This is a genomic window from Maricaulis alexandrii (assembly GCF_005871165.1).
Taxonomy (GTDB): domain Bacteria; phylum Pseudomonadota; class Alphaproteobacteria; order Caulobacterales; family Maricaulaceae; genus Maricaulis; species Maricaulis alexandrii.
In genome coordinates, this window is sequence record NZ_SWKP01000003.1 from 424,039 (window position 1) to 443,143 (window position 19,105).

General features: G+C 63.2%; 14 protein-coding genes and 3 tRNA genes. 4 read left to right on the forward strand and 13 right to left on the reverse strand.

Features of this window, described 5'->3' with window-relative positions:
- The first annotated feature begins 26 nt into the window (after nt 1–26).
- Nucleotides 27–860: an EAL domain-containing protein gene (locus FCS99_RS02170; RefSeq protein ID WP_138510077.1), complete on the forward strand. Its 834-nt coding sequence runs from the start codon at nt 27–29 to the stop codon at nt 858–860.
- Here the strand turns inward: FCS99_RS02170 and FCS99_RS02175 are convergent.
- Complete coding sequence (locus tag FCS99_RS02175; protein ID WP_138510079.1) at nt 857–2,329, reverse strand: DEAD/DEAH box helicase; 1,473 nt, start codon at nt 2,327–2,329, stop codon at nt 857–859. The two genes, FCS99_RS02170 and FCS99_RS02175, sit on opposite strands and share 4 nt — an antisense overlap.
- A 337-nt stretch (nt 2,330–2,666) precedes the next feature.
- Here FCS99_RS02175 and FCS99_RS02180 point away from each other — a divergent pair, with 337 nt between their 5' ends.
- On the forward strand, nt 2,667–3,521 hold the full coding sequence (locus FCS99_RS02180) for a metal-dependent hydrolase (RefSeq protein WP_138510081.1): 855 nt from the start codon (nt 2,667–2,669) through the stop codon (nt 3,519–3,521).
- Between the two features lie 403 nt (nt 3,522–3,924).
- On the opposite strand, the gene FCS99_RS02185 is transcribed toward FCS99_RS02180, so the two are convergent.
- Together FCS99_RS02185 and FCS99_RS02190 are read right to left on the reverse strand one after the other, a co-directional pair.
- Nucleotides 3,925–4,001: transfer RNA gene (locus tag FCS99_RS02185), tRNA-Asp, on the reverse strand.
- Nucleotides 4,002–4,100: 99 nt separating this feature from the next.
- A complete protein-coding gene (locus FCS99_RS02190) occupies nt 4,101–5,366 on the reverse strand; it encodes an adenosylmethionine--8-amino-7-oxononanoate transaminase (protein WP_138510083.1) in 1,266 nt (421 codons plus the stop codon).
- A gap of 74 nt (nt 5,367–5,440) precedes the next feature.
- Here FCS99_RS02190 and bioF point away from each other — a divergent pair, with 74 nt between their 5' ends.
- Together bioF and bioD are read left to right on the forward strand one after the other, a co-directional pair.
- The gene (gene bioF, locus FCS99_RS02195) at nt 5,441–6,616 is read left to right on the forward strand and encodes an 8-amino-7-oxononanoate synthase (protein WP_138510085.1); all 1,176 of its coding nucleotides are present in this window, start codon (nt 5,441–5,443) and stop codon (nt 6,614–6,616) included.
- Complete coding sequence (gene bioD, locus FCS99_RS02200) at nt 6,616–7,266, forward strand: dethiobiotin synthase (protein WP_138510087.1); 651 nt, start codon at nt 6,616–6,618, stop codon at nt 7,264–7,266. The genes bioF and bioD overlap by 1 nt, the downstream gene beginning before the upstream one ends.
- Here bioD and FCS99_RS02205 read toward each other — a convergent pair.
- From FCS99_RS02205 to FCS99_RS02250, 10 genes are all read right to left on the reverse strand, one after another.
- Complete coding sequence (locus tag FCS99_RS02205; RefSeq protein WP_171036207.1) at nt 7,263–8,252, reverse strand: D-Ala-D-Ala carboxypeptidase family metallohydrolase; 990 nt, start codon at nt 8,250–8,252, stop codon at nt 7,263–7,265. The genes bioD and FCS99_RS02205 overlap by 4 nt on opposite strands.
- A gap of 4 nt (nt 8,253–8,256) precedes the next feature.
- Nucleotides 8,257–9,840, reverse strand: a complete 1,584-nt coding sequence (locus FCS99_RS02210) for a L,D-transpeptidase family protein (protein ID WP_138510091.1) — start codon at nt 9,838–9,840, stop codon at nt 8,257–8,259.
- Between the two features lie 151 nt (nt 9,841–9,991).
- Nucleotides 9,992–10,067: transfer RNA gene (locus tag FCS99_RS02215), tRNA-Val, on the reverse strand.
- A 69-nt stretch (nt 10,068–10,136) separates the two neighbouring features.
- Nucleotides 10,137–10,793, reverse strand: a complete 657-nt coding sequence (locus tag FCS99_RS02220; protein WP_138510093.1) for a TetR/AcrR family transcriptional regulator — start codon at nt 10,791–10,793, stop codon at nt 10,137–10,139.
- A gap of 59 nt (nt 10,794–10,852) precedes the next feature.
- Nucleotides 10,853–12,007 (reverse strand): prephenate dehydratase, encoded by a 1,155-nt coding sequence (gene pheA, locus FCS99_RS02225; protein WP_138510095.1) that lies wholly within the window; start codon nt 12,005–12,007, stop codon nt 10,853–10,855.
- Nucleotides 12,008–12,312: 305 nt separating this feature from the next.
- Nucleotides 12,313–14,718 carry an endopeptidase La gene (gene lon / locus FCS99_RS02230; protein WP_138510097.1) on the reverse strand — a complete coding sequence of 802 codons (2,406 nt, stop codon included), beginning with the start codon at nt 14,716–14,718 and terminating at the stop codon, nt 12,313–12,315.
- Between the two features lie 155 nt (nt 14,719–14,873).
- On the reverse strand, nt 14,874–16,145 hold the full coding sequence (gene clpX / locus FCS99_RS02235; RefSeq protein ID WP_138510099.1) for an ATP-dependent Clp protease ATP-binding subunit ClpX: 1,272 nt from the start codon (nt 16,143–16,145) through the stop codon (nt 14,874–14,876).
- 168 nt (nt 16,146–16,313) lie between these two features.
- Entirely contained in the window at nt 16,314–16,943 is a 630-nt protein-coding gene (locus tag FCS99_RS02240; RefSeq protein ID WP_138510101.1) for an ATP-dependent Clp protease proteolytic subunit, read from the reverse strand.
- Nucleotides 16,944–17,151: 208 nt separating this feature from the next.
- Nucleotides 17,152–18,702, reverse strand: a complete 1,551-nt coding sequence (tig, locus tag FCS99_RS02245) for a trigger factor (protein ID WP_138510103.1) — start codon at nt 18,700–18,702, stop codon at nt 17,152–17,154.
- Nucleotides 18,703–19,015: 313 nt separating this feature from the next.
- Nucleotides 19,016–19,100: transfer RNA gene (locus FCS99_RS02250), tRNA-Leu, on the reverse strand.
- Between the last annotated feature and the right edge of the window lie 5 nt (nt 19,101–19,105).

Sequence of the window (19,105 nt, forward strand, 5' to 3'; positions counted from 1 at the left end):
CGCCTTCCTTTCCTGGGAGGCCTGACATGCCCGAACAACACAAGCGGACCGGTTGCGATCTGTGCAAGAGCCGCGGCAAGACGAAATTCGACCTGCCGATCCGCATGGCCTTCCATCCCATCATCGATGTGGAAGCCGGGCAGGTCTTCGCCCATGAAGCGCTGGTACGCGGACCTGAGGGCCAGTCTGCCGGCAGTGTTCTGGGCCGGGTCGATGATGGCAACCGGTACAATTTCGACCAATTGTGCCGGACCACGGCCATCGAGACCGCCAGCGAGATCGGCATGACCACCGCGCTGAGCATCAATTTCATGCCCAACGCCGTCTATGAACCGGCCAATTGCATCCAGGCCACGCTGCGCGCCGCCGAGCGCACCGGCTTCGATCTGGAACGCATCATCTTCGAATTCACCGAGAATGAAGACCTGACGAGCTCCGACAAGCTCAACGAGATTGTCCAGGAATATGCCCGTCATGGCCTCCGCACCGCGATCGATGATTTCGGTGCGGGTTATTCCGGCCTCAACCGTCTGGCCCAGCTACAGCCCGATTACGTCAAGCTGGACATGGACCTGACGCGCAATCTGGATCAGGACGCCCGGCGCCGCACCCTGGTCTGGCACACCAAGCAGATGTGCGATGATCTGGGGATCAAGGTGATCGCCGAAGGTATCGAAACCCTGCCGGAACTGGCTGCCGTCCGCGATACGGGCATCAGCCTGATCCAGGGCTATGTGTTCAGCGAGCCGCGTCTGGAAGAATGCTTCCGCGACAGCGAGATCCTGAAAGCCTTCCTGACCGGCCCGGCCCGGATGTCACAAGACATCCAGGCTGGCCCGACCCTGCGCGCTTCAGCCTAGGCATTGCTGGCCGCCGGACGGCGCTGGCGCCGCGGCGGACGATTGCCACCGGCCTGCCCACCCGGCTTGCCGCGACCACCCTGGCCGCTGCGCTGACCGTTCCGGTTTCCACCCTTCTGCCCGCCCGGCTTGCCGCCTGACTTCGGTCCGGACTGGAACTGACCCTCGCGCTGGGGACGATCCTCACGCGGGGCCTGGGCCGGCTGGCCGTCCCGCGCGCCTTTCGGCTTGCCCTTGGCCTTGTTGCGCGGCTTGCCCCCGGCTTGCGGACGGCGACTGCGCGGCTTCTTGGCCTTGGAGGCGGCCGGTGTGGCGTTCTTCGCTTCGGCGTAGAAATCCTCTTCCTCACCGACAATGCCCTTGTCGATCTCGATCCCGGTGAGGCGTTCGATATCGCGCAGATAATCATACTCGGTCGGATCGCAGAATGAGACCGCAATGCCGGCCTTGCCGGCCCGGGCGGTCCGGCCGATCCGGTGAACATAACTCTCCGGAATGTTCGGCAGCTCGTAGTTCACGACGTGGGAGACATCGTCGACATCAATGCCGCGCGCGGCAATGTCCGTCGCGACCAGGATTTTCATCGTGCCGTCCTTGAAGCCCGCCAGCGCCTTGACGCGCTGGCCTTGGGACTTGTCGCCATGGATGGCGGCGGACTTGAGGCCGTAATCGACGAGGATCCGGTTGACCTTGTCGGCACCGCGCTTGGTGCGGGTGAAAACAATGGCGCGCTCCATGTCCTTGGCGCTGAGCACGGACAGGAGCAGATCCTTCTTGGCATTCTTCGGCGTCAGGATCGCCGACTGGGTGATGCGCTCGATGGGGCGCGAGACCGGCGAGACGGAAATCCGCTGGGGATCATCGAGCAGGTCTTCCGCCAGTTTCTTGATCTGCGGCGGCATGGTGGCCGAGAGCAGCGCCGTCTGGCGCTCCTTGGGCAGCATGGACACGACTTCGCGGATCGCCGGGAAGAAGCCGAGATCGAGCATCTGGTCGGCCTCGTCCAGGACCAGGGTCTTCACCTCGTCCAGACGCAGGGCGCGCTGCTTGACCAGGTCGAGCAGGCGGCCCGGCGTGGCGACAATGACGTCCACACCGCGCGCCACGACCTTGATCTGCGGGCCGATTTTCAGCCCGCCGACGATCAGGGCCGAGGACAGGCGCATATGGGCGGAATAATTCTGCAGGTTCTCACGGATCTGCGCGGAGAGTTCGCGGGTCGGCGACAGGATGAGCGCACGGCAGGTCTTGGGAGACGGGCGCTTGGGCAGATTGGCCAGGTTGTGCAGGATCGGCAGGACAAAGGCCGCCGTCTTGCCGGTGCCCGTCTGGGCAATACCGAGGACATCGCGTCCGCCCAACAGGGCGGGAATGGTCTGAGCCTGGATCGGGGTCGGTTCGCGATAGCCCGCATCATCGAGGGCACGCAGAATCGGGTCGGCCAGGCCGAGTTCGGAAAACTGGGTCAAATAGTCAAATCTTTCAAAACGCTGCGCACGGCGTCACCGCGACAGCTATGGTAATTCAAAAAGGAAGCTTGCGTAGATCAGCCGCCGGTTCGTCGACGCCTTCCTGGCGCCCGAGGTGGCAGGATCAATACGCGCTGGGTTCAGCGGAAAGTCTCGCCAACATCCGACCGGTCGCCGCGTGAAAACGGCCTACACCCCGGCTGGATGTGAGCTCCGTGTCTCACGTTTCATGCTGCAGTGCAAACTAATTTCTCGCGTGGTTTGAGGCCCGGACGATTGACTCGACCGTCCCGAACGCAACACTTGAACAGCGTTCACTTCACGGGATTGCCACGCCATGCCCTCCACGCACGCCCCCGACGACCTGGTCATCCATCCGCGCAATCTGCGTTTCGGGACCGAGGGAAAACCCCAACGCTGGTGGCTCAACGGGGATCCCGTCGCGACGGCCTGGCACAATGCGCTTTCGATCACCTTCCCGGCTGGCGAAACCTTCTTCATCGAGAGCGTGCGGCGCTTCCAGAAGGAAGTCCCCGAAGACCTGGCCAAACAGATCAAGGACTTCGCAAAGCAGGAAGCCTTTCACACCCGCGAGCACAATGAGTTCAATGCGCGAGTTGAGGCCGATGGCTATGAGATCGCCTCGGAAGTCGCCCGGGTGGAGGAACGCTTGCGGGAAGCGCGTGACCAGCATCCGGTGGGCCAGTTGGCCATGACCGTGGCGCTGGAGCATTTCACCGCCATCTTCGCCCATTCCGCGCTGAAAAACCCGGCGCTGATGGCCGAAACGGACCGGGACTCGCAGCGCATGTGGGCCTGGCACGCGATCGAGGAGATCGAGCACAAGAGCGTCGCCTTCGACACCTATGTGCATGTGATGCGCGACGTCCCCGCCCGCAAGCGCTGGGGCATTCGCTGTCTCGTCTTCCTCAATGTCTCGCGCAATTTCATCACCAGCCGCTGGACCGAAACCCTGCGCCTGCTGGAGCAGGACGGGATCACCGGCTGGTCGGCGCGCTGGAAACTGCTGGGTTATCTGCTGGGCAATCCCGGCGTCGTCCGCCGCATCATCCTGCCCTGGCTGGCCTTCCTGCGCCCGGGGTTTCATCCGTGGGAGGTGGATGATCGCGCATTGATCGGTGATGCGCAGGCGCGCTACGGGCTTGAGGACGAGGCTGTGGCGGCGGAGTGAAGCAGCGTCAGCCGAAGGCATTTCTCGACTCCCTCTCCCTGTGGAGAAGGCAGTTGTGCTTCCTGCCTTTCATTGTCATCCCGGATGGATGCCTCGCGAAAGCGGGGCGCAAATCCGGGACCCATGCCTGAACAAGAGCGGCTCTCGGAAATGGGTCCCTGATCTACGCCCGGCACGAGGCCGGGCATTCGTCAGGGATGACAAGTTTTTCCTGATCAACGCGGTCTGTTGAAAGGCTGGCCGGCGGAGCCGGTAGTCGGCGCTGGCGCGCCGCCCCATCGACCCGAAGCTTTGCTTCGGCCCACTTCCCCACAGAGTGGGGAAGAAAACCCAAAACGAAAACGGCCGCCCCGTATGGAGCGGCCGTTTTTCGCTGTGCATGTCGCCAATTCCTGGAAGGAAATGGCGCGAGTGACGGGACTCGAACCCGCGACCTCCGGCGTGACAGGCCGGCGCTCTAACCAACTGAGCTACACCCGCTTGATGCGGCTCGCCGAAGCGAGGTGCGTTGTTTATGAGCAGACCGAATTTGGGTCAAGCGGCGAATGTAAGCGATCTGCAGATATTGCAGCGGCTTTGTCAGCGCGCCGGGAAATGCCCCTGTGCCCATTGGCGGATCACGCCCAGACCGGTCTGCAGGAGCCGGTCGAGATCAGCCTCGGATATCACATAGGGCGGCATGAAATAGATGATCGAGCCGAAGGGACGCACCCAGAGGCCGGAATCAACAAAAGCCGCCTTCAGACCATCCAGATCCGGCAGGCTTTCCATCTCGATCACGCCGATCGCGCCCTGCCAGCGCACATCCACCACGCCGGGAATATCCCGGGCCTGCGGCAGTCCCTCCGCGTAGGCAGCCTCTATGGCGGCGACCTGCTCCAGGCGCGGCTCGGTTTCGAACAGGTCGAGCGAGGCATTGGCCGCCGCGCAGGCGGCGGGATTGCCCATATAGGTCGGCCCGTGCATCAGGGCGGCGGAGGCGTCGTCGGACCAGAAATCCTCGAAAATCCGGCGCGAGGCGATGGCGGCAGCGAGCGGCAGTGTGCCGCCGGTCAGCGCCTTGGACACGGTCATGATGTCCGGCACCACGCCGGCCTTCTCGCAGGCGAACATCGTGCCCAGACGGCCGAACCCGGTCATGATCTCGTCGAGGATGAGCGGCAGGCCATGCCGGTCGCAGGCGGCGCGGATGCGCTGCAGGGTTTCAGCTGAGAAAAAGCGCATCCCGCCTGCGCCCTGGACCAGGGGTTCGGTGATCACACCGGCGATCTGGTCGCCCTGCTCCGTCAGCAACGCCTCGAAACGGGCCGCACTCTCTTCGTCCACGGGCAGATCGGCGATGATCTGTTGCGGCAGCGCGCCGGCGAACAGGGTGTGCATCCCCTCCTCCGGATCACAGACCGACATGGTGGCGATGGTGTCGCCATGATAGCCGCCGCGGAAACAGACAAAACGGGTCCGGCCGCGCTCGCCGCGATTGAGGAAGGACTGGACCGCCATCTTCATGGCGATCTCGACGGAGACGGATCCGGATTCGCAGAAGAAGACGTGATCCAGATCGCCCGGTGCCAGATCGGCCAGGCGGCGGGCCAGGCGTTCGGCCGGTTCATGGGTCAGCCCGCCCAGCATGACATGGGACAGGGTCGCCACCTGCTCCTGGATCGCCGAGACGATATGGGGATGGGAATAGCCATGCACCGTCGTCCACCAGGAGGAGACGCCATCGATCAGGGTACGGCCATCGGTCAGATGCAGGCGGACGCCCTCGGCCGACCGGATCGGCAGGGCGTCCGGCGTGGTCTTCATCTGGGTATAGGGGCGCCAGAGATGGGGATAATCGGTCATGGGCTTCACACATGCATGCGGCGGATGTCAGGGCTGGGCTTTAGCAGGCCTCAATTCTGTGCAACAGGGCTGGCATGACATCGCATCGCTCCCTGGATGATTTTGCGTCAGCCAAGCTGGACGCGCTGGACCGCAAGGCCCTGCGCCGCCGTCCGCGCGAGACCCGTCACAGCGATGCCGTGACGGTCGAGCGGGACGGGAAATCCCTGATCAATGCCTGTTCCAATGATTATCTGGGCCTGGCGCACCATCCCGAGGTGATCGAAGCGGCGCGCGAGGCCACGGCGCGTTGGGGAACGGGTTCCGGCGCCTCGCGCTTGGTCACGGGTGGTCACCCGCTCCTGTTCGAACTGGAAGCGCGCCTGGCGGCCTTCAAGGGTACGGAGGACTGTCTGGTGTTCGGCTCGGGCTATCTGGCCAATCTGGCCATCACGCCGGCGCTGGCGGGCCAGGCGGATCTCGTCCTGATCGACCAGCTGGCCCATGCCTGTCTCTATGCCGGGGCGCGCCTGTCCGGCGCCCGCATCGAGGTCTTCAGGCACAATGACACGGCGCACCTGGCCGAGCTGCTGTCGGACCATCGCCGATCTGCGCGCCATGCCATGGTGCTGACCGATGGTGTGTTCTCGATGGATGGTGATCTGGCCCCGCTGCCGGAGATCCTGGCACTGGCCGAGCAGCATGATGCCTGGACGCTGGTGGATGATGCGCACGGCATCGGCACGCTCGGCGGCGGCCGAGGCTCGGCCCATGCCTTCACACCGCCAGCGACGGCCCCGCTGCAGATGGGGACGCTGTCCAAGGCATTGGGCAGTTATGGCGGCTATCTGTGTGCCTCACACACGGTGTGCGAACTCCTGCGCAGCCGGGCCCGCCCCTTTGTCTTCACCACCGCCCTGCCCCCGGCCAGTGCGGCGGCGGCGCTGAAGGCGCTGGACCTGATCGAGGCCGATGCGGCGCTGAGCGCCCGGCCGCTGGCGCTGGCGGAGCGTTTTTGCATGGCGCTGGGCCTGGCCCGGCCGGCCTCGCCCATCGTGCCGGTGGTGCTGGGATCAGCCGAGCGCGCCCTGTCCGTCTCGCGGGAATTGGAAGCGCGCGGCTTCCTGGTCACCGCCATCCGCCCGCCCACGGTTCCCGAGGGGACGGCCCGGCTTCGGATCACGTTTTCCGCGGCCCACAGCGAGGCGGACGTCGACCGGCTGGCGGCAAGCCTTGCCAGCCTGACCGAGACCGTTGAAGCTGCGCAGTAATGCGACCGCTCTTCGTCACCGGAACCGGAACCGATATCGGCAAGACCCATGTCTTGTGCGCCCTGCTCAGTGCGCACCGCGCCGCAGGCGGCCAGGCCCGCGTGCTCAAACCCGTGATCTCCGGATTCGATCCGGCCCAGGCCAATGAGACGGACACGATCCGCCTGATGCGCGCCAATGGCGATTCGCTGACGGCGGAGAATGTGCAGGCGGTCTCGCCCTGGCGGTTCAAGCCGGCCCTGTCACCGGACATGGCCGCGCGGCGTGAGCGCCGCAGCCTGCCGATCGACCGGGTGGTGAGCTGGTGCCTGGACCACATCTCGCGCGACATGCCGACCCTTATCGAAGGGGCGGGCGGCGTGATGTCCCCGATTGCCGAGGACGGTCTCAATCTCGACCTGATCCGCGAACTGGATGCCCACCCCATCCTGGTGGCCGGAAATTATCTGGGCACGATCTCGCATACGCTGACCGCGATCCGCGTATTGGACGGGCGCTGTGCCGTGATCATCAATGACCAGGGCGATGGCGCTGTCCCCGCCGAGGAAAACGCCCAAGCCCTGATGCGCTTTGCACCGCGGGCCGATGTGCGGGTCTTCAACGGGGATGCGACGGTCCTGCTGGACCTGCTGAACGTGAATTCCGCCTAGCTGCGGCCCCACCGGGCCCGCCAGCCGCGCTCATCCACATGCACGAAGGCGCCGTGATAGGCGTTGGGGCCGTATTCACCCAGACCACCATGACGCCAGTCCTCATGACCGGACGCGGCCATGCCATCGACCAGGTCATACAGGGCGGCGGCGTCCTGCCGGTCCAGTCGGCCATCGCCGTTGAGATCGTCCATCACGCCATTGCCATCGGTATCGATGAAGATGTCGGCCGCCCCGCCATAGATGTGCCGCGAGTGGCGCCCATTGCCCAGACCGGCATTATAGGCCGGCGTGCGATAACCGCTCATCACGGTGAAACCGTCCGTGCGCCAGCCATTTTCATTGGCGGCTTCCAGGATGTTTTCCAGCTTCACCACGAGGCGTTCGGAGACGACCAGATATTCCGGGCCTTCACCGGATTCCTGCTTGCACAGGAATTGCCCGAGGCGGAAATGGGGCGAGAGCGGGATGTCCTCGACGCCCTCCCCGACTTCGACGAAATATTCCGGCGCGCGGTAATTGTCCTGGCCGCGATAGGGTTCGGCCGGATATTCGCCGATGCGATAACCATTGATCGCGTCATCGCCCGCCTCGCGACGCCGCATCACCACGAGGTGCAGATGCATGGTCTCGCCGCTCTCACTGGTCGCAACCAGGTGATGGTGGCCGGGATCGTCCGGGGCGGACCAGTCCAGAGAGAGCCGGGCTTCGCCATCACCGAGCGCCGTTTCCTCATGGCTCCAGCGGACCGGCGTACTGGCTGTCAGATCAAGCTGCTGGCCCGGCCGAACAAAAAGCGCGAATTCCTCGAAACCAACTTCGATCCCGTCCGGGGTCGTGATGGTGAAACCGGTGCGACCCGGGTCAAAGGGGGCTACATATTCCTCGATGGTGATGGGGGCGGTCGCCGCGGCCACCGTGTCGGCGGACGGGGCATCATTCACACTCGCCGCGGCGCTGGCGGCCAATACCATGAACAAGGGCACTCGCTTACTCCGGGTCTGTCTGACTACCCCCCGATAGTCCGTTGATAATCGCGTCGTCCTTTTCATATAGGTCCGCGACAAACCGGATATAAGCTAGCTGCGACGGAATGACCGTCCTATAAGCAGTGTGAACCGGAATCCGGCGGGTCAGATCGACCCGGGTTTCGGCATCACCGGCGGCGACTTCATCAATGCGTTCCGGGCTCCAGCCGGTCAGCCCCTGGGCGACCCAATGGGCCAGATCAATCGGTTGGTCGACCCGCATGCAGCCGGAGGAAAACGCCCGCCGACTTTCCTGGAAGAGATGGCGTCCGGGCGTGTCGTGAAGATAGGTATTATGCGGATTGGGGAAGATAAACTTTATTTCTCCCAATGCGTTATGAGGACCTGGCGCCTGGCGGAGACGATAGGGAAACGGGTTGGCAGGCACCTCGTTCCAGTCGATCTCGCTGGCATCCACGACCGTGTTTGTCTCGCGATCCAGCACCTGGAAGCCGAGCCGTTCGACCATGTCCGGATCGCGGCGGAAGGCCGGCAGCTCATCCCGGACCGCGAGGGAGTATGGCGTCTCCCACCAGGGATTGATGATAAAATATGCAAGCTCGGCGGAGAAGATCGGGGTTGGACGGCTGGTCCGCCCGACGATAAGCCGATGCTGATCGATGATCCGGCCATCCTCCAGCAGATCGAGCCGGAAATCGGGGATGTTCACCCGCAGCACCCGCCCTGCTTCGAGCGCCGGACGCCAGCGGCGCCGTTCCAGATTGGCGGCAATCTGCGCCACCCGCGCCTCAGGCCGGATGGCCAGCCAGGCCTGCATGCCGGCCCCGACAATGCCGTCATCCTCCAGATGGGCTGAGCGCTGCATGCGCAGGATGGCGGCCGCCATGTCGGCGTCGAACACATCCCGGTCGGCGGCATTGACCTGAAGCGATATCTGCCCCTGGGCTTCCAGCAGCGCCCGCAATTGCGCCACGCGCGGCCCCTCATCGCCGGGGTGCAGGGCTGGTCCGTTCTCAAGGACCGGCCAAACATTCTTCTCCGCGACATCACGCCAGGCCTGCAGGCCCAGGCGAAGACGCTGATAGGCCTCATCCCGCGGGGCCAAAGCTTCCAGACTGGCGCCCACCTCGCCCAGTTCCAGCGCGAGATAGAGGCGGGCAGCCAGGTCCAGCTGGCGGCGCGGCAGGTTCCAGCCCGGTTCATGAGCGTGCGGATCAAGGCGTCCCAGGGCGAGATCATGCGCCAGGTCCAGCCAGGCCTGCGTCGCCTGACTGTCCAGCCCGGGGTCCGCGTGCAGCGGATCCGCGGCGCTCAGGAGGGAGAGCCGGTAATGCTCCGGATCAAGCCCGTGCGACCGGGCCGCGCGGATGGCATCCAGCAATTGGTCGTAATGCACGCGATTGTCGGGGCCGGTCCAGGCCAGCGCCCCGTCGCGCATGAGATAGAAGCGCGAGACCGCATCACAGACCGCGCAGGCAGACGGCTCCGTGACGCCGGCTGTCTCCTGCACCGGCCGCTCGGCCGGCACGAGCGGATCGGCACTGCACAGGCCGGACGCCAGTAATGCGGTCAGGAAAAGGGACACGCCGGATCACTCATTTTGATCATGAAACCGGACTAGCCGGACCCCGGGACCGGGGCAAGTGCCAGTCTGGCGTTTTCGCCCGCACGCCGCCATGCGGCGCTCTGTCCCGTGGGGACGCAGAGCCAAGCTGTTCCCGGCAAAGATGGGGAAATGGTGGGCGGTGAGGGGCTCGAACCCCCGACCCTCTCGGTGTAAACGAGATGCTCTCCCAACTGAGCTAACCGCCCGAACCTGTCGCCCCGCCGCAGCGGGGACGCGCTTTCTAGTCTGTCTGCCCCGGCCGAGGCAAGGCCCTGTCAGAGCCGTTGCGCAGCCTGACACAGCATGCCGGTCGCGACGAGGTCGATCTGCGCCACGACTTCCGCCACCGGATCGCTGACCCGGGCATTGGGAAGCCCGACCGTGATCATGCCGTGGACCGCTGCCCACAGGGCCCGCGAGGACCGGGCCCGGAATTCCGGATCTTCAAATCCCGGCGCCTTGGCGAGCTCATTGGCGATGATGTCGAGCAGGTCGTCCTCGACCTCGCGGTATTCGCGGGGCAAGGCGGTGCCATGCCGGGCATTGAAGGTCAGCAGCGCCGTCCAGCGCGCATTCTGGGTGACCACGAACTCGATATAAGCCCGGGCCAGCACCATGAGACGGTCATGCACCGCGTTTTCCGGCAGATCGGCCTGGGTCAGCGCCGCCTGGTGGTGATCGGCAATCGCCTGATAGGTCTGGTAGTTCAGCTCCCGGATCAGGTCCTGGATGTCCCCGAACAATTTGTAGATGGAGCCCACGGACAGGCCGGCCCGGCGCGCAATCGTACGGGCCTGCATGCCGTTGAGCCCTTCTTCGGCCAATAATTCCCCGGCGGCCGCGAGCGCCTGCTCGCGGACTTCGGGCGTCAGGCCCGGGCGACCGCGCGAACGCGGTGCCGCCCCGGCCTGTGAATTCGACGACGTTTCCATACCGTTCAAACTAGGCTGGTTTGCGCAGACGAACAATGTTCAGTCGTCGCGCTGCGCACCTATTCCGCCACGCTGACCCGGTCGATCGCATCGGCCGCGTAACAACCCAGCAGCTTGATCTCCCGGGTATGCTCCTCCAGCACCGACATGGACTCCCGGATGGCCTTGTCTTCGACATGGCCCTCGACATCCATGATGAACATCTCTTCCCAGGGATTGCCGGCAATCGGCCGGGATTCCAGCTTCACCAGATTGATGCCATGGTCGCGGAAACCCAGCAGGGCATCGACAAGACAGCCCGGCGTGTCGCGCGTTGTGAACATCATGGAGGTCTTGCTCTCCACTTCCCGCGTCGGGAAGGAGGTCTTGCGGCCGATCACGATGAAACGGGTGATATTCTGTTCGTGGTCACCGATGCCGCGCTCCAGGATATCCATGCCGAACAGGCGGGCTGCGTCTTCACCGGCCACGGCACAGGCGGTGTCATCATCCTCCAGAAGCCGCTCCAGCGCCCGCGTGGTGGAAGCTGCCATATGCGTTTCCAGCTCCGGATGGGAGGCAATGTAGCGGCGGCACTGGGCCAGCGCCTGCGGGTGACCATAGACGCGGTTGAGACGCCCCTGCCCGCTGGCCTTGCCGACCAGGCAGTGATCCACGCGCAGGAAGAATTCACCGATGATCTGGGTCTTGGAATTGATCAGGATGTCATAGACTTCATTGATCGAACCGGTGGTCGTGTTCTCGATCGGGATCACGCCGAAATCCACTTCGGCATTCTCGACAGAGCGGAAGATCGAGACGAAATCACGCTTGGGCGACGGGACGACGGTCGCATTGCGCCGCTCGAAGACCTTCTGGGCCGCGATATGGCTGTAACTGCCCGGCCCGCCGAGATAAGCGACGCTGGCCTCATTGAGCTCCTCATTGCGCATGCTGTCGAAGCGTTCGCGCTGGCGGCGGATGGAAATCTCGAACAGGTCCTGGAACAGGTTCTCGACAACCTTGTCCGGCACGCCCTTTTTGCGGCCCAACTCCAGAGCTCCGCGCAAAACCGCTTGCTCGCGCTCACGGTCACGAACGGGCTGTCCGCTGCGCACCTTCGCCTCGAGGATTTCCTCGACCAGTTCCGACCGCCGTGCAATCGCTTCGATCAACTGCCGGTCGATCGCCGAAATCTCGTCCCGGATCTCGTCCCGGCTCTTCCCACTCGCCATGATGCTCGTCCTTCATTCAGGCAAAAGAAAAGGGCCTCCCCGTGGGGGAGGCCCTGGTAAACTCGTCGCTTTCGCGCGCGTCAGCCGGCCACCGCCCCCAAACGGGTTGCGTGGGTAAAATAGCCAGCAAAATAAAACGTCGCGAAAGTCATGCCGGCACCTTGGCGGCGGTTTCACGCAAGGTCAATGCGCAAAACCCGAAACATGCAGTGGGTGGTGCAAGAAATGTGTTCGCCCTGTGATGCGCGGTACAAAAAAGGGGCCGCCGGAGCCGCCCCTTTTTCCAAACGCTTGAGGCCAGCCGCCTAGTGCGCGACGGCCGGACCGCCGGCTTCACCGGACTGCTGTGAAGCCAGGGCCGCCAGCGCGGCCTCGTCGGCTTCGGTCCATTCGACCGGTTCGACGGCTTCGGTCAGGGCGTGGCGCAGGACCTGGTCGACGGTCTCGACCGGGATGATCTCCAGGCCCGCCTTCACATTGTCCGGGATCTCGGCGAGATCCTTTTCATTCTCCTGCGGGATCAGGACCGTCTTCACGCCGCCGCGCAGGGCTGCCAGAAGCTTCTCCTTCAGACCGCCGATCGGCAGGACACGGCCGCGCAGGGTGATCTCGCCGGTCATGGCGATATCCTTGCGCACCGGCACGCCGGTCAGCACGGAAACGATGGCGGTCATCATGCCGATACCGGCGGAGGGACCATCCTTGGGCGTGGCGCCTTCGGGCACGTGCACGTGGATGTCCGAAGAGCGGAACACGGTGGGCTTGATGCCCAGCGAGGGCGCACGGGACTGGACGAAGGAATTCGCCGCGGAGATGGACTCCTTCATGACGTCCTTCAGATTGCCCGTGACCTTCATATTGCCGCGGCCCGGCATGCGCACGGCCTCGATCGTCAGGAGATCACCGCCGACTTCCGTCCAGGCCAGGCCCGTGACGATGCCGACCTGGTCTTCCTTGTCGGTTTCGCCGAAGCGGAATTTGCGCACCCCGGCATAATCACCGAGATTCTCCGGCGTGATGGTGATGCTGTCCGCCTTGCCGCTCTGGATCTTGCGCACGGACTTGCGGGCCAGATTGGCGATCTCGCGCTCCAGGCTCCGCACCCCGGCTTCGCGGGTATAATAGCGGATCAGGTCGCGCAGGGCGTCCTCTTCCAGGGCCCACTCGCCCTCCTTCAACGCATGGTTTTTCAGCGTCTTGGGGATGAGGTGGCGCTTGGCGATCTCGACCTTCTCGTCTTCCGTGTAGCCGGCGATACGGATGATCTCCATCCGGTCGAGGAGCGGCTGCGGCAGGTTGAGCGAGTTGGCCGTGGTCACGAACATGATGTCGGACAGGTCGTAATCAACTTCCAGATAATGGTCGTTGAAGGTCGAATTCTGTTCCGGATCGAGCACTTCGAGCAGGGCCGAGGCCGGATCGCCGCGATAGTCCGCGCCGAGCTTGTCGATCTCGTCGAGCAGGAAGAGCGGATTGGCCGCTTTCACCTTCTTCATCGACTGGATGATGCGGCCCGGCATGGAGCCGATATAGGTGCGGCGGTGGCCACGAATCTCGGCTTCATCCCGCACGCCGCCCAGCGACATGCGGACGAATTCACGACCCGTCGCCTTGGCGATGGAACGGCCGAGCGAGGTCTTGCCGACGCCCGGAGGGCCGACCAGGCACAGGATCGGGCCCCGCATCTTCTTGGTGCGCGCCTGGACGGCCAGATGTTCCAGAATGCGTTCCTTGACCTTCTCCAGCCCGTAATGATCGGATTCGAGAATGTCCTCGGCGCGATTGAGGTCGCTTTTCAGACGCTTCCGCTTGTTCCAGGGCAGCGCCAGGATCCAGTCGAGATAATTGCGCACAACGGTGGCCTCGGCCGACATCGGGCTCATCTGACGGAGCTTCTTGAACTCGGCATCCGCCTTGGCGCGGGCCTCCTTGGGCAGTTTGGCTTCGGCCAGGCGGTCTTCCAGCTCAGCGAGTTCCTCGCGGCTGTCATCGCCTTCGCCCAGCTCGCGCTGGATCGCCTTCATCTGCTCGTTGAGATAATATTCGCGCTGGGTCTTCTCCATCTGGCGCTTCACGCGCGAGCGGATCTTCTTCTCGACCTGAAGCACGCCGATCTCGCCTTCCATCAGGCCGAGCACGCGCTCGAGCCGGCGCGTGACGTCGGGCTCTTCCAAAAGGGCCTGCTTGTCCTCGATCTTCACCGCGAGATGGGCGGAGATACTGTCGGCCAGCTTGGCGGCATCGGTGATCTGGGACAGGGAGGCCAGCGCTTCCGGCGGGACCTTCTTGTTCAGTTTGACATAATCGTCGAACTTGGCCGCCACGGTGCGCATCAGCGCTTCCATTTCGGCATTGTCGCCCGCGTCCTCGTCGATCACGCTGCATTCGGCCTCGTAATAATCGTCACGCGTGCCATAGCCGGTAATTTCGACGCGTACACCGCCCTCGACCAGGACTTTCACCGTCCCGTCGGGCAGTTTCAGCAATTGCAGGACAGAGGCGATCACACCGGTGGAATGGATCGCATCCGGTGCCGGCTCGTCGTCGGCCGCACTCTTCTGGGTCGCCAGAAGGATCTGCTTGTCCGCCTTCATCACCTCTTCCAGCGCCTTGACGGATTTCTCGCGGCCGACAAAGAGCGGCACAATCATGTGCGGAAATACGACAATGTCCCGGAGGGGGAGAAGCGGAAGTGTCTTGGTATCGGACATTATAACTCCTGCGCACCCTTTGCATCGGGCGCGGCGTGACCCGCGGCACACCCGCGGGATCGTGACTCAAAACCGGGTGAGGTGACGGACGGACTTTGCCGGTACCGGCCCCTCACCCTTTCTGACTCAAAAGGTGGATACGCTGTGACCCGAAATCAAGCGCCGGTGCGCTTGTCGTCCTGACGTTCGGCATAGATGAAGAGCGGTTTCGCATTGCCTTCAACGACTTCGCCGTTGACGACGATCTCTTCCACACCTTCCAGGCCCGGCAGTTCGAACATGGTCTCCAGCAGGATGCCTTCCATGATCGAGCGCAGGCCACGGGCCCCCGTCTTGCGGGCGATGGCGCGGTTGGCAATCGCCTTGAGCGCATCTTCCGTGAAGGTCAGGCCGACGCCTTCCATCTCGAACAGGCGCTGGTACTGCTTGACCAGGGCGTTCTTCGGCTCGGTCAGGATCTGCACCAGGGCATCCTCGTCCAGGTCCTCCAGCGTCGCAATGACGGGCAGACGGCCGACGAATTCCGGGATCAGGCCGAAGCGCAGGAGATCATCCGGTTCCACTTCGCGCAGGATTTCGCCGGTGCGGCGGGCATCCGGTTCACGCACATCGGCACCGAAGCCGATGGAGGAGCCCTGCCCGCGCTGGGAAATCACCTTGTCGAGACCGGCAAAGGCGCCGCCGACGACGAAGAGGATATTGGTCGTGTCCACCTGCAGGAATTCCTGCTGGGGATGCTTGCGGCCACCCTGCGGCGGCACGGAGGCAACCGTGCCTTCCATGATCTTCAGCAAGGCCTGCTGCACGCCCTCACCCGACACGTCGCGCGTTATGGACGGATTGTCGGACTTGCGGGAAATCTTGTCGATCTCGTCGATATAGACGATGCCGCGCTGGGCGCGCTCAACATTGTAATCGGCGGACTGAAGCAGTTTCAGGACGATATTCTCGACATCCTCACCGACATAGCCGGCCTCGGTCAGCGTGGTCGCATCGGCCATCGTGAACGGCACGTCGAGGATGCGGGCCAGCGTCTGGGCCAGCAGCGTCTTGCCGCAACCGGTCGGGCCGATCAGCAGGATGTTGGACTTGGCCAATTCCACATCGGCGTTCTGGGAGGCGTGGTTGAGACGCTTGTAGTGATTGTGCACGGCCACCGAAAGCACGCGCTTGGCATGCGCCTGGCCGATCACGTAATCATTGAGAACGTTGAAAATTTCCTGCGGGGTTGGCACACCTTCCTTGGACTTCACCAGGGAGGATTTGTTCTCCTCGCGGATAATGTCCATGCAGAGTTCGACGCATTCATCACAGATGAACACGGTGGGCCCGGCAATGAGTTTGCGAACCTCATGCTGGCTCTTTCCGCAGAAAGAACAGTAGAGGGTGTTCTTCGACTCGCCGTCTCCGCCTGTCGTCTTACTCATGACAGCTCCAATTCAACCCGCAGGCACTTCATTATGCCCGCTTTCGCGTTCAGCATCCTGCAAAATCAGGGCCGAACTTTAGCGAAAGGTTTCCAACCCTGCGCATTCGATCACACAGAAGCAGTGGTGATCAACCACCAAAGCCTCCTCATCTGATCAGGCCAGAGGTCAGGACCCTTCCTTTTCATCCGTTCCGCGGACGTCATGGACCTTGTCGATCAGGCCGAACTCCAGGCCTTCCTGAGCCGACATGAAGTTGTCGCGGTCCAGAGCCGCTTCGATTTCTTCGTACTTGCGACCGGTATGGTGCACGTAGATTTCGTTCAGCCGGCGCTTGATCTTCATGATGTCCGCCGCGTGGCGTTCAATGTCCGAGGCCTGGCCGCGGAAACCGCCCGAGGGTTGGTGCACCATGATGCGCGCATTGGGCGTCGCAAACCGCATGTCCTTCTCGCCGGCCGTCAGCAGGAGCGAGCCCATCGAGGCCGCCATGCCCAAGCAGATCGTCGAGACGGGGCTGCGGATGTATTGCATCGTGTCGTAAATCCCCAGGCCCGCAGAGACCACACCGCCCGGCGAGTTGATGTACATGGAGATTTCTTTTTTCGGGTTCTCGGATTCCAGGAAGAGCAGCTGCGCGATGATCAGGCTCGCCATGTGATCTTCGATCGGACCTGTCACGAAGATGATGCGCTCTTTGAGAAGCCGCGAATAAATGTCGTAGGAGCGTTCGCCCCGACTGGTCTGCTCGACGACGATCGGAACCAGATTCATCGTCACGTCCTGGGGATCATACATGTCGCGCTCCTTGGGGCTACCGGCTGCCGGATGGCGCCGATTCACTTCAGACGGGTATTACAAATATTGCGGTGCCCGGGCCGCTGTGCAAGGCACGGTCTGCAGGAAGCCCTGTGCAAGCGCGGTTAATATCCCCGGACAATCACACAAATGAAAAACGCCGGTGCGGGTGGCACCGGCGTTTTCACGGGTCTGGATGACGGCCTGATCAGGCGTCCTTCTTGGCCGCTTTCTTGGCCGGAGACTTCTTCTTGGCGGCCGGCTTCTTCTCGGCGTCGTCAGACTTGGCAGCCGCCTTCTTGGCCGGAGCCTTTTTCTTGGCAGCCGACTTCTTCTCACCGTCTTCCGCCTTGGCTTCGGCTTTCTTGGCCGGGGCCTTCTTCTTCGCCGGAGCCTTCTTCTTGGCCGGCGCCGGGGCCTCGTCTTCGTCCGAATAGAGCGCGTCCTTGGACACGGTCACATCGGTCACCTGGGCCAGCTCGAGGATGTAGTCGACGACTTTTTCCTCGTAGAGCGGCGCGCGCAGCTGCGCGACGGCCTGCGGGTTCTTCTGGTAGAATTCGACAACCTGGCGTTCTTGACCCGGATAGCGCACGGCTTCCTGGTTGATGGCGCGGGAGAGTTCTTCCTGGGTCACGTCGACATTGTTGCGACGGCCAATCTCGGCGAGGACCAGGCCGAGGCGCACGCGGCGGTCGGCAATGCCCTTGTACTCGGCCTTCAGCTCGTCTTCCGACTTGCCCTTGTCTTCTTCCTCGAGATGGTCGTGCTCGATGGCGTGCTGGATTTCGCGCCAGATATTCTCGAACTCGGCTTCCACCATTTTCGGCGGCAGATCGAAGGTGTGCGCGGCATCCAGGGCATCCAGCAGGTGACGCTTGGTCTTCTGGCGGGATTGCTGGGCGTGCTCACGCTCGAAATTGGACTTCAGGGCTTCCTTCAGACCATCCAGGTCTTCCAGGCCGAGACGCTTGGCCAGCTCGTCATCGATCTTGGCTTCGCCCGGGGCTTCAACACCCTTCACGGTCACCTCGAAGACAGCGTCCTTACCGGCCAGATGCGCGGCCTGGTACTGTTCCGGGAAGGTCACGTTCAGTTCGCGCTCTTCACCGGCCTTGGCACCGATCAGCTGCTCTTCAAAGCCCGGGATAAAGGCGCCATCGCCGATGGCGACGCGGGCATCCTCGGCCGAACCGCCTTCAAACGGCTCACCGTCCAGCTTGCCGACGAAATCGATGACGACGACATCGCCCTCTTCCGCCTTGGCATTCTTGCCGCCCTTCTTGGCGGAGAATTCGCGGTTTTCATTGGCCAGACGCTCGAGCGCCTCATTGATCTCGGCATCCTCGACTTCGGCCACCGGACGGTTGATTTCCAGCTTCGCCGGGTCGGCCGGCTCGAAGTCCGGCATGATTTCCAGCGAGATCTCGAAGGTGAAGTCGGACTTGCCGGCCATCACGTCCTTGGCTTCGCTGACGACATTCACGTCCGGCTGGGTGGCCGGGCGGATCTTCTTCTCGTCGAGCGTCTTCTGCGTGGTTTCCGGGACCAGCTCGTTCAGCAGGTCACCCATGATGCTTTCGCCGAACATCTTGCGGATGTGGCTGGAGGGCACCTTGCCCGGGCGGAAGCCTTTCAGGCGGACTTCCGGACGGATTTCTTCGATCTTCGCATCCAGGCGAGCTTTCAGATCATCTTTCGGAAAGGTGATCTCATAGGTGCGGCTCAAGCCTTCGGAGGATTTCTCGATGACGTTCATGGGTTGGCCTTAGATGTTACAGTTCGGGCGGATGCTATCCGCGAGCAAAAACGAGCGCGCGTTATGTCATGGGGATTCGTGGCGTGCAACGCTGTGGAGCGGTCCGCATGCAGGGAATGCAGCATGGAAGGCGTCCCGCCCTCCTTCGCCAAGGCTTCGGAGGCCACCTCTTCGCCCGCTCGCAATGCTCGCATTTGTGCTCCGGGTGGCCTGCCAACCGAAGCCCAAAGGGCGTTGGCCCCTGCCGGGGCATTCTCCGCCTGAAATCGATTCACGGGATCGATTTCTCTGCCTGCGGCAGACCGGCTTCGAATGGTGCGGATGAGAGGACTCGAACCTCCACGCCTTGCGGCACTGGAACCTAAATCCAGCGCGTCTACCAGTTCCGCCACATCCGCAGGTC

Coding starts and splice junctions, on each gene's coding strand:
- FCS99_RS02180 (WP_138510081.1), top strand. CDS start 2,667: ATGCCCTCCACGCACGCCCCCGACGACCTGGTCATCCATCCGCGCAAT.
- clpX (WP_138510099.1), bottom strand. CDS start 16,145: ATGAGTAAGACGACAGGCGGAGACGGCGAGTCGAAGAACACCCTCTAC.
- FCS99_RS02170 (WP_138510077.1), top strand. CDS start 27: ATGCCCGAACAACACAAGCGGACCGGTTGCGATCTGTGCAAGAGCCGC.
- FCS99_RS02220 (WP_138510093.1), bottom strand. CDS start 10,793: ATGGAAACGTCGTCGAATTCACAGGCCGGGGCGGCACCGCGTTCGCGC.
- FCS99_RS02240 (WP_138510101.1), bottom strand. CDS start 16,943: ATGTATGATCCCCAGGACGTGACGATGAATCTGGTTCCGATCGTCGTC.
- lon (WP_138510097.1), bottom strand. CDS start 14,718: ATGTCCGATACCAAGACACTTCCGCTTCTCCCCCTCCGGGACATTGTC.
- bioD (WP_138510087.1), top strand. CDS start 6,616: ATGCGACCGCTCTTCGTCACCGGAACCGGAACCGATATCGGCAAGACC.
- tig (WP_138510103.1), bottom strand. CDS start 18,702: ATGAACGTCATCGAGAAATCCTCCGAAGGCTTGAGCCGCACCTATGAG.
- FCS99_RS02190 (WP_138510083.1), bottom strand. CDS start 5,366: ATGACCGATTATCCCCATCTCTGGCGCCCCTATACCCAGATGAAGACC.
- pheA (WP_138510095.1), bottom strand. CDS start 12,007: ATGGCGAGTGGGAAGAGCCGGGACGAGATCCGGGACGAGATTTCGGCG.
- bioF (WP_138510085.1), top strand. CDS start 5,441: ATGACATCGCATCGCTCCCTGGATGATTTTGCGTCAGCCAAGCTGGAC.